Origin of the sequence: Actinomyces sp. oral taxon 169, from assembly GCF_013394715.1 — a bacterium.
GTDB lineage: Bacteria > Actinomycetota > Actinomycetes > Actinomycetales > Actinomycetaceae > Actinomyces.
Genome location: NZ_CP058259.1, coordinates 179,149 through 193,918 on the forward strand (window position 1 = coordinate 179,149; position 14,770 = coordinate 193,918).

Here is a 14,770-nt window from a genome sequence, read left to right on the forward strand (position 1 = left end):
CGAGGCGGCCGCCTAGGTTGATCCGCGGGCGTCCGACGGCGTCCCGCGATACCTGCGGATTCACAGGGGAGAGGACGGCGCAGGGCTATGGCAGATCGACGTGAACGGACGCAGTCGGACCGGTCGGCTCAACCAGTGCGGGGACGCACAACCGGGGGTCTCGGGGGCCCGGTAGGGGGCCTCGGCGGCCCGGTCGGGGGCCCGGGCGGCGCGACCGGGGAGGGAGACGTCGTCGGCGTCGGGGGCGCAGGTGGCCCGGCTGCTGTGGAGGCGCGCGATCTGCACAAGTCCTTCCCGACTCCCGGCGGGGAACCGATCGAGATCCTGCACGGCATCTCCTGTGCCATGATGCCGGGGCGGATGACGGCGCTGGTCGGTCCCAGTGGCTCGGGCAAGTCAACGGCGCTACTGTGCTTGGCCGGGCTGGAGCCGGCGACGTCGGGGCGCGTCTCGCTCATGGGGCGCGACCTCGGCGGGCTCCCGGCGGCGCGGGTGGCCGAGCTCTACCGCGACCGGGTGGGCTTCGTCTTTCAGGCCTACAACCTCGTGCCCTACCTGATGGTGCGGGAGAACATCACGATCTCCGACACCCTGGCCGGCCGGCGCCCCGACTCGGCGCGGGTGCGGGAGGTCCTGGCCGGGCTGGGACTGGAGTCGCGCGCTGACGCGGTCGCGACCACGCTCTCGGGCGGTGAGCAGCAGCGCGTCGCCCTAGGGCGGGTCCTCTACCGCCGTCCACCGGTCGTCTTCGCCGACGAGCCCACCGGGGCCCTGGACACCCACTCGGCCGCCTTCGTGCTCGCCGAGCTGCGGCGCCTGGCCGACGACGGGGCCGCCGTCATCCTCGTGACACACGACCTGGGGGCCGCTGCCCTGGCGGAGACCGTGCTCATCATGCGCGATGGCCGTATCGTCGACCGCCGCCGCGGTGCCACTCCCGACGAGCTGCTGGCCGCCGTCAATCAGACGGGAGATGCGGCATGACCCGCTACACGCTGCGCGCCCTGGCTACACAGTGGCGGGCCTGGTCGGGGACGGTGGCGGTGCTGGCCCTCGCCGCCGGGCTCATCAATGTCTGCCTGGTGCACCGCATGACCGTCACCCGGCCCGACGTCGTCGCCGCGGCGCGGGCGGCGGGCGTGGACCCGGCCGAGCTCACGGTTCCGGGCGTCTCGGTCGCCTTCTACACGGCGATGGTGACGGTTCCGGTGGTGGCCGTCGTCGGGCAGTCCTGCGTGCAGGCACTGCGCACGAGCTGGGCCCTGTGGCGGCTGGCCGGCGCCCTGCCTCGCCAGGTGCTCGCCGCCGTCCTCGCCACCGTGGCGGTGCTGGGACTGGTGGCCTGTGTGCCCGGGATCCTGCTGGGGCAGGTGGCGGCCCAGCCCTTCGCCTCGGTGCTCACCCGCCTGGCAGCCGCGCGCATGGGGCGCATCGAGGTCGCCCAGACCCCGACGACGCTCCTGCTCACCGTGGTGGTCGTGGTCGCCGTCGCGGTCCTGGGGGCCGTGGGCCCGGCGCGCGCCGCGGTGAGGACGCCCGCCGTGGAGGCGGTTCGCGATGCGGCCCCGAGTGGGCGACGGCGCATGGGTGTGGGGCGACGGATCCTGGCCGGACTCTGGGCGCTCGCATGCGCGGGGCAGCTGCTCCTCGCTTTTCTGGCTCCGCCGGGAAGGAAGATCGACGGATGGCCGACCGGTGGGGGCCAGGCGATCCTGGCATCGCTCCTGCTCGCGGTCCTCGTGGTGCTGCTGGCGCCCGCGCTCATCCCGCGGCTGCTGCGGCTGTGGTCGGCGCCGCTGGCGCGGCTGGGTGGACCGTGGCTCATCGCGCGGCGTTCGGCGCTGTGGCGCAGCGAGTCGTCGGCGAGTGCCATCGGCCTGCTGGCCCTGGCGATCTCCTTCACCGCGGCACTCACGACCAGTCTCGCCACGGGGCAGGCGGTGGTGGAGGCGGCGCGCCTGAACGTGGCGATCAACCAGGTGGACTCGCTGGTGCTGGCGACGATCCTCGGGGCCGTGGCGCTGCTGGGGGCCGTGGCCGTCGTCGGCATGTCCTCCCGGTCCCGGCAGCGTGAGCTCGCGGTGCTGCGCTGCGCCGGGAGCACGGTGCGCGGCGTGTGCCGGCAGGTGGTCGTCGAGGCGGGCCTGTACGTGGGGACGGCCCTGCTGATCTCGCTCGTGCCGCTGGTGGTGACCACGGCCGGCGAGTCCCTTTTCTACGTCAGGGCGGGGATGCCGCTGGTAGTGCGCCCCGGCGTCGGGCCAGTGCTGCTGGTGGCCCTCCTGTCCTTCCTGGCCCTGGTCGCGGTGCTACTCGCTCCGATCCGGGGCGCCACCCGGACCCCGATCGGCACCGTCCTGGCGGCCGAGTGAGACGGGCTGGAGTAGGTCGAGCAGAGGCCGCTGGTTGCCTGGGAATCGCGGTCGTCCCCAGGCCTCGCGAGCCGCTCTGGGGTTCAGATCTCGGGGCGTAGGGTACGGTCGCGACGGAGAGGAGGGACGTCGGTGTCCGGTGCAGAGCGCGGCTCGTCGTCGGTGATGAGGGTGCGGGTTGACTGGCGGACGCTGGGGGAGTGGGTGCGCCAGCCGGCGCCCGCGCAGCCCGGCCCCGGCATCCTGTCCACGCTGCTCCTCATCCTGTGCGCCACCTACCAGGGCGGCATGATCGGCAGCGCGGTGCTGACCGGCCGCGTCGGCGACGGCGGCCTGGTTGCAGGGATCGCCCCAACCAGAATCGGCTTCGCGATTCTCGTTCTGGCGGCCATGGGGTCCACGGCACTCCTCACTGCGAGACACAGGTACCCGCTGGCGGTCTTTCTGGCCGAGTGTGCCGTGTACGTGGTGGCCTCGGCACTGGAGCTCAACAATTTCTTTCTCTTCCCGGTGCTGGTGGCGCTGGGGAGCGCGGTGATTCGGCTCCCGCTGTGTCAGCACCTCGCGGTGATCGGCGCGGCCTGCCTCATGGCGACGGCCAGCGCGGTCCTGGTGGCCCCGCCCGGGGTCCTGATGGAGGAGTGGCTCAGCCAGGTGGTCGCCGTCCTGCTGACGGTCATCGCGGCAATGATGGCGCGCAGCGTCGCGAACTGGCGAGCGGCGCAAGCCGGGGCCAAAGCCGAGCGGGAGCGCTTCCGGGCGCTTCGGGCCGAGCGCGACCGCGCGGTGAACCGGGCCGGTATCGCCGCCGAGCTGCACGACTCCGTGGGGCACGGCTTGACCACGATCATCGCCCTGTCCGAGGGGCTGGCCGGTGGCGCCGACCCGGAGATCGATGAGGCGCTCGGCGGCATCAACGAGGTGGCCCGGGAGTGCCTGGAGCAGACGCGCCGGGCGGTGAGGGCCCTGGCCGACGGCGAGCGTGAGTCGGCGGAGTCGCCGGGCCGGGATGGTGCCGGGCACCGATCCTGGGATGAGATCAGGAGCGTCGTCGGCAGGGTCCGGTCGCTGGGCGTCACGGTCGTCTTCACTGAGACCGGGCAGCGGGCCGACGACGCCGGGCAGGCCGAGCTGTGCTTCGCGCTCACCCGAGAGGCGCTCACCAACGCGGTGCGGCACGCGCCCGCCCTGTCGCAGGTGCAGGTGTCCTGGGACCACGGCGAGTCGGCAGTCACGGTGACGGTTCGCAACGACGGCTCCTCAGGCGGTAGGGGCGGGGGCGACGACGGCCGCCGTGGTGGACCCGCGGAGGGGACCGGTCTGCTGCGGCTGCGGAGTCGGGTCGAGGCGGCGGGAGGCTCGCTGGACTGGGGGCCCGAGTCCGACGGCGGCTGGCTGGTCACGGCGATAGTGCCGAGAACTCGCGGTGAGGGCTGAGGCGTGGGCGCGGAATCGGAGGGGCTGAGGCCGACGTCGGTCATGATCGTGGACGACCAGCGCTACGCACGCCTGGGGCTGGCACTCATGATCCGCAAGGCGCCCGACCTGCGCGTAGTGGCGGAGGCCGGTGACGGTCAGGAGGCGCTGGAGGTCCTGGAGCAGCTGAACCGGTCAACGGGGCTGCCCGACGTCGTGCTCATGGATGTGCGCATGCCGGGGATGGATGGGATCAGCGCGACCCGGGCGATGGCGCGGCGGTTCCCGACGGTGAAGGTCCTGGTGCTGACCACCTACGACGAGGACGACTACGCCTTCGGGGCTCTGGAGGTGGGGGCGTCGGGGTTCCTGCTCAAGGATGTGCGCGCGGCGCAGCTGGCACAGGCGGTGCGGGCGGTGGCACAGGGCGATGCTGTGCTCACGCCGCGCGTCACCAAGGAACTCATCGCGCGTGGGGTTCCACGAGCGCTGTCTGGGGCGCAGCGCGAGGGGCTGCGGGAGAGGTTCGGGGTGCTGACGCCCCGGGAGCTCGAGGTGGCCCGGCTCATTGCGGAAGGGAAGTCGAACGAGGAGATCGCCGAGCGGCTCGTGCTGCAGCCCGCCTCTGTGCGCCGCAACGTCAGCCGCATCCTGGCCAAACTCCACCTGCGCGACCGCGTCCAAATCGCCGTCGCCTGGTATAAGAGTGGTGGGTGAGGCGTGTTGTGTCCTCGCGGGTGGTGACATCCTGCGCGACCGGGGACATGTCGTTGCGGGCGGGGACGTTCGACGCCGTCGGGGACGGGAATCCTGTCCCCGAACGCGTGGGCTGTCCCCGGCTGGAGCGGACCGCACCCGGCCGCGTGGAATGTCCCCGCCGGCGTCGGGTAGAGAGTGAAACTCTGTTGGACATGGTGGCCGATGCTCAGACACTGGGCATCTACAACGACGACCCCGCCGAGATTCGCTAGTTTCTCACTGCTGTCATCTGAAGAATCCTTGATTTATCTTGGCCAGAAGGGGTCGCCTGCATTTCTTCAAATATATTTTATTCCCTCCGAAATTCTATTTCGTATCCGCGATTCTTTGCGTTTGAACAGTTCCATGATAATCAACTCATTAAGGCTCTCGATGGATCTATTTTTCTTGTACTTTACTTGCGGAGAAAATGTGTGTTCGATAAGGCTCTATAAACAATGTTGTTTCTTCGATAGGAACTACTGGCGACAATGATTTAAGGGCGTCGGAGTCCACTATTGGGGTGCACTTTATGACTCGCTGCAGTTTTTTATCTACCCAACTGGTGTCCCAAAGTCGGTACTTGAGTTTGGGGCTCCTGCCATTGATGTGCTGGCATAGTTTTTCTTGGTATGGGAGAAATAATCTCCGAGGATGGGAGATTCGCTGTAACCATAAGTCGAAGTACCCTGTATTCGGTATTTCTTTCATTCGATTTTGTATCATATCCACCTGCCCTTCAACCTCTTTTGGCTCAAGAAAGTCAAAGAGTACAGACAGTAGGGACATACATTGTGCATAGGAGCGAGGGTTTCGTATCATTATGTCGAATACCAGAGATATCAATACGGCAACATCCGAAAACTTTCCACTATGCACTTCGGTAGATTCAATGCGCTTTCGAAAATTTGACACAAGCCGCTCGAGCCCGCCACTATTGGGGTGTTCGATAGCGAACTGACGTATGGCGAAAAGACGTTTTTGATGCCCTCCTACCGGGAATGAGCGTGGAAATCCCAGGCGAATTAGGTGTGCCTTATCTTTTTTTACAGAAGAAGAAATTATGTCGCTGGAAATATGTGTCTTAGTTTGGTTGAGCTGCATGTTGACCGATTGAAGGGTTTTAGTCAAATTTAAGAGAACTGTTCTGGCGTCCTCCGTTGAATGAGTGAATATCCGGTAATCGTCGCGATAGCGGATAATTTTATACCAATTCTCGGGCGGCCCGACTGTTTCATTGTCATCTTGTTCATTGTCATCTTGAAGTGCCGATGAAAGTAAACTGTCCGCGTAGCCTAGGATCAACTCAGCGATTATGTCGGAAATGACGTTACCTTGCGGAATCCCGTTCGTCTGCCCGTGCTGCATATCCTGTAGGATCTGGTCGATCTTCCCCCCGAGGAGTCGTGGCGGATGCTGTTTGCGATCTTCTTTTCCGGCTTCTTTTCCATGCAGGGCCCAAGATAAGGAGTGCGTGTATATAGAGCCGTAGCAGTTTGTGATATCAGTAATCGCGATACATTGGTATTCGATGGACTGTGCGATCGATTCCTGCTCGAATTTGCTCCAATAATCTGTGATTGAAGCCTCTGTTGTTTGTTTTGCATTTTTTTCGAAGGTTGGAAGTGAACAGCAAGTTATATTTGGAATCTGTTGAAATTCAAGAAATTTGTTCTTAATAAATGACCAGTTGTCTTTGTCTGTAATTAGGTTTACTAGTTCTATGTATAACACAGGGTTGATGAGTGAGAATGGGCGCCAAGATGAGCCCCCATCTTTGTTTGCTAAAAATAGATAATTCGCATCCTGTATGTCTCGTATGTCGGGGTATCCTGTTTTGTAATTGTCTCTAGTTCCTCCTAATTCTTCCATAACTTTTGAGGTTTGCGCCAATAGGTTAGTGAAGTCGAAATATGACGGAATAGGGAGGGATGAGTATGAGTGTGACGACATGAAATGTTGTCTTGCTTCTGATTCGGAAAGGTCGGTGATTTGTTGCATGTTCTACTGCTCCAATTGATGATATGTGGCGTTAATCATGCCCTAATCCCCGGAACCTTTCAACATAGGCGGCCAGGGCGGCTTGGACGCGGCGTTTCTTCTCGTCGTGGCTGTCGCTGGCTGAGCTACGGAATCTGGGGGTGGGCGGCAGGATTCTTGTGATCGCGGTGCCCTCAGTGGGCACGTACCCGTTCCGCATGGCGGCCTCCACCAGTGCCTTCGCTGGCCCTTCGCGCAGCTTCTCATCTCGGATGATCGCCGCCAGCTCCTCGCTGCGCCGCTGCTCAATGAACGCCCGCCACTGCTCGTCCACATCCCCGAAGGCGGACACCGCGTGCACGAACTCCTCAATGAGGTCCCGCTTGTTGTGCAGGCTGGGACTGGACATCACCGCCCGGCGGATCTCCACCGGGATCTCCTTGTCCTCCCCGTCGCCCGCCTCCTCGCGGTGCTTCTCCACCAGCATGAGGACGTAGTCGACTCCCACCTCCACCTGCTTGACCAGCTCGATCTCGAAGACGAGGTCGTCGTTGACGACCTCCTTCTCCACGTCGGCCCCTCGCCGCATCTCGGTGTACAGGTCCACGTACACGCTGCGGTAGTCCTGGAACTCGGCCTCGCCGATGACGTCGTCGTCTTCGAAGTCGTCAAAGCTTGCCAGGATGTTGCGCAGCCGCAAGATCTTCCCGAACCGCCGGATGAACTCCTTCTGCTCGGCCTCCGAGGCGATCATCTGCCCCGGCTCGAACCTGGCCCGCAGTTCGCCAATCTTCTCCAGATACTCCTCCAAGTACTCCTTGTACGGCTTGAGGAGCACCAGTCCGCCGGCGGCCTTGTTGCCGAATAGGGCGATGGCCTCATCGGTGTCCTCCTGCAGGTCCCGGAAGCAGACCACGTTGCCGTAGGTCTTGACTGAGTTCAGGATCCGGTTCGTGCGTGAGAACGCCTGGATGAGCCCGTGCGTGCGCAGTGATTTGTCTACCCACAGGGTGTTGAGAGTCTTGGAGTCGAACCCGGTGAGGAACATGTTGACCACGATGACCAGGTCGATGGTCCGCTCCGCCAGCCGCCGGGAAATGTCCTCGTAGTAGCCCTCGAAGCCCTGCGCGCTCGTGTCGTAGGCGGTGCCGAACTGCGCGTTGTAGTCGCGGATCGCATCATCGAGGAAGGCGCGGTCGTCGGCAGTCAGCTGCGAGGGGTCTACGGCCTCATCGGCCAGCGTCTCACCAGGCGCATCGGTGTTGGGCGCGTAGGAGTAGACGATGCCGACGCTCAAGCGCCGGTCCGAGGCCAGCCCCTCCTGCTGCCGCTTGAACTCCATGTAGTAGGCGCGCGCCGCCCGGATCGACGCCGTCGCGAACAGCGAGTTGAAACCCAGCACCCGCTTCTGCCCCAGCGTGTAGGAGGAGTTGCGCCGCGTCTTCTGGTCGAAGTGCTCACGGATGTAACCCACCACCTGGGCCAGCCGCTCGGGCGCCAGCAGCGCCCGTTCGGTGTCGATGCCACTGATCTCCGCGTCGCGCACGACGTCGGGCATCTTGATCGTGTCGATGTAGTCGATGCGGAACGGCAGCACGTTCTTGTCCCGGATCGCGTCCACGATCGTGTACGTGTGCAGCTGGTCGCCGAAGGCCTGCGCGGTGGTGCGCAGCTGGACGTTCCCGCTGGAGCCGGAGTTGGCTGCGAAGATCGGCGTGCCCGTGAACCCGAAGAGGTGGTAGTTGCGGAAGGCCTTGGTGATGGCCGTGTGCATGTCCCCGAACTGGCTGCGGTGACACTCGTCGAAGATGAGGACCACGTGCCCGGTGTAGATGGCGTGCTTGCGGTTGTGCCCCACGAAGTTGGAGAGCTTCTGGATCGTGGTGACGATTATGCTCGTGTCCGGGTCGTTGATCTGCCGGCTCAGCTGGTTGGTGGACTGGTTCGCGGAGACCGTCCCGTCGGCAAAGCGGTTGTACTCCTTGATGGTCTGGTGGTCCAGGTCCTTGCGGTCGACGACGAAGATGACCTTGTCGATCCCCTCCATCCCGGCGGCCAGTTTCGCGGTCTTGAAGGAGGTGAGGGTCTTGCCCGAGCCGGTGGTGTGCCAGATGTAGCCGCCACCGGCCACGGTGCCGGTCTGCTTGTTGGCCGACGCCGTGAGGATCCTCTGGAGGATCGCCTCGGTCGCGGCGATCTGGTAGGGCCGCATGACCAGCAGCTTCTGCGCGGTGGTGAAGACGCAGTAGCGGGTCAGTAGGGCCAGCAGCGTGTGCTTGGCGAAGAAGGTCCGGGTGAAGTCGACCAGGTCCGTGATCGGCTTGTTCGCCGCGTCAGACCACCAGGAAGTGAACTCGAAGGAGTCGGAGTTGGCGGCCTTGGACTCGCGCTTGCCCCGCGTGGACTCGGTGACGTGGTCGAAGCGGGTGGTGTTCGAGTAGTACTTGGTCTGGGTGCCGTTGGAGATGACGAAGATCTGGACATAGCCGAACAGGCCGGCGCCCGCCCAGAAGGAGTCGCGCTGGTAGCGGTTGATCTGGTTGAAGGCCTCGCGGATGGGCACGCCGCGGCGCTTGAGTTCGATATGCACCAGCGGCAGGCCGTTGACGAGGACTGTGACGTCATAGCGGGTGTGGTGGGCGCCGGTATCGACGACGTACTGGTTGGTGACCTGCAGGCGGTTGTTGTGGATGTGCTGCTTGTCGATGAGCCGGATGTTCTTGGACTCGCCGTTGTCCCGGATGAGGGTCTGGACGTGGTCCTCCTGGATGCGACGCGTCTTCTCCGCGATCTCGTCCCCGCCGCCTGAGCGGGTGCGGATCGACTGGGCGAAGAAGCGCTCCCACTCCTCATCGGTGAAGGTGTAGTCATTGAGGACTTCAAGTTGGGTCCGCAGGTTGGCGACGAGCTCACCCTCGCTGGCGAAGGAGACGTACTCGTAGGCTTGAGCCTGCAGTTGGCGGATGAAAGCCGCCTCCAGCTCGGCCTCCGACTGGTAGCCGGCGCGGTCAGTCTCCTCAGGCTCATAGAGTCCGACGACGGTGCTCTCACTGGTGAGAACAACCGGTTCGACTCCGACGGCGGAGGCTTCACGAATGGTCATGGGAGGACACTTTCGTCAGGGGTGGAGAGAATCTTCTGGGGTGGTGGAACCAGCGGCCAGGTCCCGTTCTCCCAGTCCTTGTAGGTGCCGCCCTCCCAGGTCCAGGCGATACGGCCGTTGCAGGAGTAGCCGACAGCGACAGAACCGGCGGCGGATGGTGAGGGGAAGGGGACGTCCCGTGTGAGAGTGCCGATTTCTCCCTCGACAGCGATACTTCCGTCATCGACGAGTTTGGCATGCCGATCCCGGTAGTTTCTGTAGGAGTTGCGGGTACTTGGCTTACTGCCCTCATTGCTCCATTCTCCGACGACGCGGGAGCCTTCCAGCATGATGAACTCGTACCCAACAACGCGAGCCCGGGCTTTAACTCCGCGCTTAGGAGCAGCGAGTGTGAAAATCGGGGAGTCGATATCTGGTGGAGGTGTTTGCCGTTCGGGAGGCCTGTGAGTGGTACGAAGAATGTTGACTCCGAGGACTGGGAGGACGCCACGAATCTGCTCGAGGAACGCCTCGGCATCTGACTGCTGGGCCTCTGAAAGTTTCCGGGGTTGTGGGGTTTGAACGTTATCTCGCAGGGTGCAGCGTTTGGTGGTTGCGGCGATTTCGAGAAGACGGGACTCGAGGTATCCCCAGTGACCTTCGTTGAAGGAGTCGTCAAGGCTGCTGACGAGGATGGCCCGGTCCCACCATTCCTTCTTGCGGTTGTGGTCAAGGAATCGAGCGGAGAAGTCCTCAGTTTTCCCGATATAGCAGGCGACGCTCTCGATCGCATCGGGGTCATCGCCAAGGAGAAGATAGACGCCGTTGCGGTGAGCCTCGTCTCGAGCGAGGATGCGAGTGAGGGCTGTGCGGGGGCCACTGAGGATGTGGCCCGTCCACCCCGAGATGTTCGCGGTCGTGATGCCTCCGGGCTCCCCGTCAACGAGGAAGAGCTCGATGTGTTTTCCGCTCATGAGGTCACTTCATCTCGGGGAAGGTGAGGAGGCGGTCGCGGTAGTACTCGTACTGCTTGCGACGAGCCTCGACCTCTGCGGGAAGGCCGGAGGTCAGATCGTTGACGAGGGCGTCAAAGTCGTCAAGAATGTCGGCGATGCGGCGTTGTTCGTCAAGCGTTGGAAGCGGAATTTTGATTTGCTCGATTCCCCTGGATGGGAGGCGCTTCACCTTGGCTCGTGAGACGAATCTGTCTTTCTGTCGGTGGTATTCACTCGTGCGGAGGGCGTGCGATATATATCGCGGGTCTTGCTCGTGGTGCAGAGCAAACGAATCGTCGTGATAGGCGACAGGTGTGGTTCCTAGCCAGGCGACTCCAGTTCCAATGTCGGCGACGGTCTCTCCGACAGCAGCAATGATGACATCTCCTGGCTGGGCAAATCGTAGCTGTGGCTCGATCTCCTCCTTTACGAATGAGGTGGCAGAGTCCGTTTTGTGGCCGTAGGTTGTGTAGATTTCTCCGTAATGAATCGCTGGGATTCCTTCGTCAACCATGTCGTTGCGAGTGAATCGCCGTCCCCTCTGGAGTTCGCCAATGTCCTTGATGGGTACAAGTTGCACATTTTGTGAACCGGCGACAATGTGGTCGCGATAGTAGGTAAACTGATGCTGGCGGGCCTCCAGCTCCGCCTCCAGCTCCGTCTCTAGTTCTGCCTTCAGTTGGGAGAACTGGTCTAGCACCCTAGCGATCTCCCGTTGGATTAGAATAGGGGGAGTGGGGATATGTAATTCATTTAGGGTGCGTTGGGCGAGGCTGGGTACTCCCCCTGCTTGGTTCATTTTTTCCAGATGCAGAGTCTGGAGGTAGTAATAGAAGTACTTTGGCTCCAACTGGCTGCTAATTTCTGTATAGAAAATTGTGTCTACAGTCCAGAAGGGTCCTTCGACAAAATAAATCTTATTTAGGGAGCCCTTTCGTGGGATAAGGACTGATGGACCCTCCGACGCGCTTTCATTTACATAAGATATGACCCCGCCTGATCCATATACAGGAATGTCTCCCTGCTTCAGGTGTTTGAAATCTCGTCCGTTCTTGATGCGAACAAGATCTTTGAGCAGCTTGTGCTCTACGCCGTCGGGGCAGAGGTCGCGAATGAGGTCGTCGATGTGGCTCACCGGGCACCGCCTTCAAGGTCGGCGACGATCTCATCGATACTCGCTCGCAGCACTGCCTGCCGCTCCACGATCTCCTTGATCCGGGCGTTGAGCTCCACGATGTCGACCTCCTGTCGAGTGTCCTCCGCCTCCACGTAGGAAGACACCGACAGGTTGAAACCGTTCTCCCTGATTGCCTCCGCGCTCACCAGTGCGGCCACGTGATCGACGTCGGCGCGCTTGGAGAGCGTCTCCAGGATCATCTCCTGATTCTCCGCCGAGAGCTTGTTTTTGTTGCCCTCCCGCACGAACTGCTTCGAGGCGTCCACGAACAGGACGCTGTTGTCCTGCTTCGACTTCTTGAGAACGATGACGCACGTGCCGATCGTCGTCCCGAAGAACAGGTCCGGCGGAAGTTGGATGACGGCGTCGACATAGTTGTTCTCCACCAGGTACTGGCGGATCTTGGCCTCGGCTGCGCCTCGGTAGAGCACGCCCGGGAACTCGACGATCGCGGCCGTCCCATCCACCGCCAGCCAGGACAGCATGTGCATGGTGAAGGCCAGGTCCGCCTTCGACTTCGGGGCCAGAACACCCGCCGGGGAGAAGCGCGGGTCGTTGATGAGAGCCGGATCGTCCTTGCCGACCCACTTCGTCGAATACGGAGGGTTGGAGACGATCGCCTCGAAGGGCTCGTCATCCCAGTGCGCCGGGTCCGTGAGCGTGTCCCCATGGGCGATGCTGAAGTCGGCGAAGTTGATGTCGTGCAGGAACATGTTTATCCGGCACAGGTTGTAAGTGGTCAGGTTGATCTCCTGGCCGAAGAACCCGCCGCGCACGTTCTCCTTACCGAGCACCTTCGCGAACTTCAGCAACAGCGAGCCCGAGCCACAGGCCGGGTCGTAGACGCGGTTGACGCTCGTCTTGCCCATGACCGTGATGCGGGCCAGCACCTCGCTGACCTCCTGCGGTGTGAAGAACTCGCCACCCGACTTGCCTGCATTCGAGGCGTACATCGTCATGAGGTACTCGTAGGCGTCGCCGAAGGTGTCGATCGAGGACTCCCCGTAGGACAGGTCCAGGTCCCCGATCGCCTGCATGAGCCGCGTGAGCTTGTCGTTGCGCTGGGCCACCGTGCGCCCCAGCTTCGTGGAGTTGACGTCCACGTCGTCGAACAGGCCGCGCAGATCCGACTCCGAGCCCGTGCCGGTCGCCGAGGCCTCGATGCTCTTGAAGATGCGCGACAGGGTCTCGTTGAGGTTCTCGTCGCGCGGGGCCCGCTCGCGCACGTTGTCGAACAAGTCCCCAGGAGCGATGAAGAAGCCCTTCTCCTCGATGATGCCCTCGCGGGCGCCCTCGGCGTCGGCGTGAGACAGGAAGCGGTAGTCGAAGTCCGGGTCTCCGGCCTCGCGCTCGCCGGCGTTGATGTACTCGGTGAGGTTCTCGGAGATGAACCGGTAGAAAAGAAAGCCCAGGACGTAGGCCTTGAAGTCCCATCCGTCCACGCTCCCGCGCAGGTCGTTGGCAACCTGCCAGATCGCACGGTGAAGCGCAGCGCGCTCAGTCTCTCTACTCACAGTCGGCCTCTTCGTCGTCAGGATGGGGGATCGGGCAGAAGTATCCCACCAACTGAGGACGTCCGATGACCACTCGCTGAGGTTGGAGAATGGCGGCTACAGTCTTCGCCGGGCAGCGAGCATCGGGTTTGGGCCGGTGCGCCTACTCCGGCGGTCCCGCACCTGAGATGTGGGGCCCGCTTGTTTGTGCCGCTGGCCGGCCCGTGGTGGTTGGAAGGGTGGAGTGCCGGTCGCTGGAGGTACGGCGGGCCGGGCGGCCTGTGCGAGTGCTCCCACTCATGGTCGGGGCCTACGTCGCGGGTGGGGATATGTCGTTGCGGGCGGGGACCTTCGACGCCGTCGGGGACCGGAAGCCTGTCCCCGAACGCGTGGGCTGTCCCCGGCTGGAGTGGACCGCACCCGGCCGCGCAGAATGTCCCCGCCGGCGTCTGGGATGTGGCCGTCCGTGGTCGCCGCGGAAGCGCGCGATCCGCGCCAGTCCCGCCGGCCCCCAGTGCGGAACTGCCGGGAGTCCGGCTGGATGACATGGGACGCGAGCGGTCCCCATCCATATAAAAGACCCATGTGACAAACCAGATCTATTTCTGGTACATCTAAGGAGTGTCCAAGGCTCTGGGATCCTCCGCGGAAATCGCTCCACTTCCTACAGTGGAAGGAGGATTCCAGACCGTTCTGGCCGACCCTCCGTGGCGATTCACCAATCGAACCGGCAAGGTCGCTCCCGAGCACCGTCGTCTGGGCAGGTACGGGACGATGTCCCTCAAGGAGATCAAGGAGCTCCCGGTCGGTGACGCGACCGCGGTGAATGCCCACCTGTACCTGTGGGTTCCCAACGCCTTGCTTCCGGAGGGCCTGGAGGTGATGCAGGCGTGGGGGTTCCGCTACGTCTCGAACATCATCTGGGCCAAGCGACGCAAAGACGGCGGGCCGGACGGCCGCGGCGTCGGCTTCTACTTCCGCAATGTCACAGAGCCGATCCTGTTCGGTGTTAAAGGAACCATGAGAACGCTGGCGCCGGGGCGCTCAACGGTCAATATGATCGAGACACGCAAGCGTGAGCACAGCCGCAAGCCCGACGAGCAGTACGACCTCATCGAGTCATGCTCGCCGGGTCCGTACCTGGAGATGTTCGCCCGCTATGCGCGACCGGGCTGGTCCGTGTGGGGCAATGAGTCGGATGAAGATATCACGCCGCAGGGGAAAGCTCAGCGGGGGTACGGCGGCGGTGATATCGAATCCCTGCCGCACCTGGAGCCAAATGAGAGGATGAGCGACTGGCTCTCGGATCGTGTCGCCCGGATCCTGGCAGATGAGTATGTGAAGGGGGCGTCAGTTCAGCAGATATCGACCCAATCGGGCTACTCCACCGCGCGGGTACACAGCCTTTTGACCAGGGTCGGGGTGGAACTGCGAGAGTGAGGGTGATCGACGCCGTCAGGGACGAGAAGCCAGTCACCCCGCGCGCGAGGCATCCCAGGCCGGAGTAGACCGCACCC

Annotated in this window: 11 protein-coding genes; 5 read left to right on the forward strand and 6 right to left on the reverse strand. The window is 63.0% G+C overall.

All coding sequences use genetic code 11. From position 1 onward, the window contains the following. Nucleotides 1–60: 60 nt before the first annotated feature. Entirely contained in the window at nt 61–285 is a 225-nt protein-coding gene (locus tag HW274_RS00710; RefSeq protein WP_185988979.1) for a hypothetical protein, read from the reverse strand. Here HW274_RS00710 and HW274_RS00715 point away from each other — a divergent pair. From HW274_RS00715 to HW274_RS00730, 4 genes are all read left to right on the forward strand, one after another. Then, a complete protein-coding gene (locus tag HW274_RS00715; RefSeq protein ID WP_185988980.1) occupies nt 265–984 on the forward strand; it encodes an ABC transporter ATP-binding protein in 720 nt (239 codons plus the stop codon). The two genes, HW274_RS00710 and HW274_RS00715, sit on opposite strands and share 21 nt — an antisense overlap. Then, nucleotides 981–2,372: an FtsX-like permease family protein gene (locus HW274_RS00720; protein ID WP_185988981.1), complete on the forward strand. Its 1,392-nt coding sequence runs from the start codon at nt 981–983 to the stop codon at nt 2,370–2,372. The genes HW274_RS00715 and HW274_RS00720 overlap by 4 nt, the downstream gene beginning before the upstream one ends. Nucleotides 2,373–2,504: 132 nt before the next feature. After that, complete coding sequence (locus HW274_RS00725; RefSeq protein ID WP_260679127.1) at nt 2,505–3,809, forward strand: sensor histidine kinase; 1,305 nt, start codon at nt 2,505–2,507, stop codon at nt 3,807–3,809. A gap of 3 nt (nt 3,810–3,812) precedes the next feature. Then, on the forward strand, nt 3,813–4,505 hold the full coding sequence (locus HW274_RS00730; RefSeq protein WP_185988982.1) for a response regulator transcription factor: 693 nt from the start codon (nt 3,813–3,815) through the stop codon (nt 4,503–4,505). Nucleotides 4,506–4,925: 420 nt separating this feature from the next. Here HW274_RS00730 and HW274_RS00735 read toward each other — a convergent pair whose 3' ends face one another. The 5 genes from HW274_RS00735 to HW274_RS00755 are packed head-to-tail and all read right to left on the reverse strand — an operon-like array spanning nt 4,926 to nt 13,274. Further along, nucleotides 4,926–6,527 (reverse strand): RNA-directed DNA polymerase, encoded by a 1,602-nt coding sequence (locus HW274_RS00735; RefSeq protein ID WP_185988983.1) that lies wholly within the window; start codon nt 6,525–6,527, stop codon nt 4,926–4,928. A 31-nt stretch (nt 6,528–6,558) separates the two neighbouring features. Next, complete coding sequence (locus tag HW274_RS00740) at nt 6,559–9,609, reverse strand: type I restriction endonuclease subunit R (RefSeq protein WP_185988984.1); 3,051 nt, start codon at nt 9,607–9,609, stop codon at nt 6,559–6,561. After that, complete coding sequence (locus tag HW274_RS00745; RefSeq protein ID WP_185988985.1) at nt 9,606–10,562, reverse strand: GIY-YIG nuclease family protein; 957 nt, start codon at nt 10,560–10,562, stop codon at nt 9,606–9,608. Before HW274_RS00745 ends, HW274_RS00740 begins: the two co-directional genes overlap by 4 nt. Before the next feature lie 4 nt (nt 10,563–10,566). After that, the gene (locus tag HW274_RS00750; RefSeq protein WP_185988986.1) at nt 10,567–11,718 is read right to left on the reverse strand and encodes a restriction endonuclease subunit S; all 1,152 of its coding nucleotides are present in this window, start codon (nt 11,716–11,718) and stop codon (nt 10,567–10,569) included. After that, nucleotides 11,715–13,274 carry a type I restriction-modification system subunit M gene (locus HW274_RS00755; RefSeq protein WP_075254457.1) on the reverse strand — a complete coding sequence of 520 codons (1,560 nt, stop codon included), beginning with the start codon at nt 13,272–13,274 and terminating at the stop codon, nt 11,715–11,717. Before HW274_RS00755 ends, HW274_RS00750 begins: the two co-directional genes overlap by 4 nt. A gap of 648 nt (nt 13,275–13,922) precedes the next feature. Between HW274_RS00755 and HW274_RS00760 the strand changes: the two genes are divergently transcribed. Next, nucleotides 13,923–14,693, forward strand: coding sequence for an MT-A70 family methyltransferase (locus HW274_RS00760; RefSeq protein WP_260679128.1), 771 nt, complete (start codon nt 13,923–13,925; stop codon nt 14,691–14,693). Nucleotides 14,694–14,770: the final 77 nt, after the last annotated feature.

Coding starts and splice junctions, on each gene's coding strand:
- HW274_RS00720 (WP_185988981.1), top strand. CDS start 981: ATGACCCGCTACACGCTGCGCGCCCTGGCTACACAGTGGCGGGCCTGG.
- HW274_RS00735 (WP_185988983.1), bottom strand. CDS start 6,527: ATGCAACAAATCACCGACCTTTCCGAATCAGAAGCAAGACAACATTTC.
- HW274_RS00740 (WP_185988984.1), bottom strand. CDS start 9,609: ATGACCATTCGTGAAGCCTCCGCCGTCGGAGTCGAACCGGTTGTTCTC.
- HW274_RS00745 (WP_185988985.1), bottom strand. CDS start 10,562: ATGAGCGGAAAACACATCGAGCTCTTCCTCGTTGACGGGGAGCCCGGA.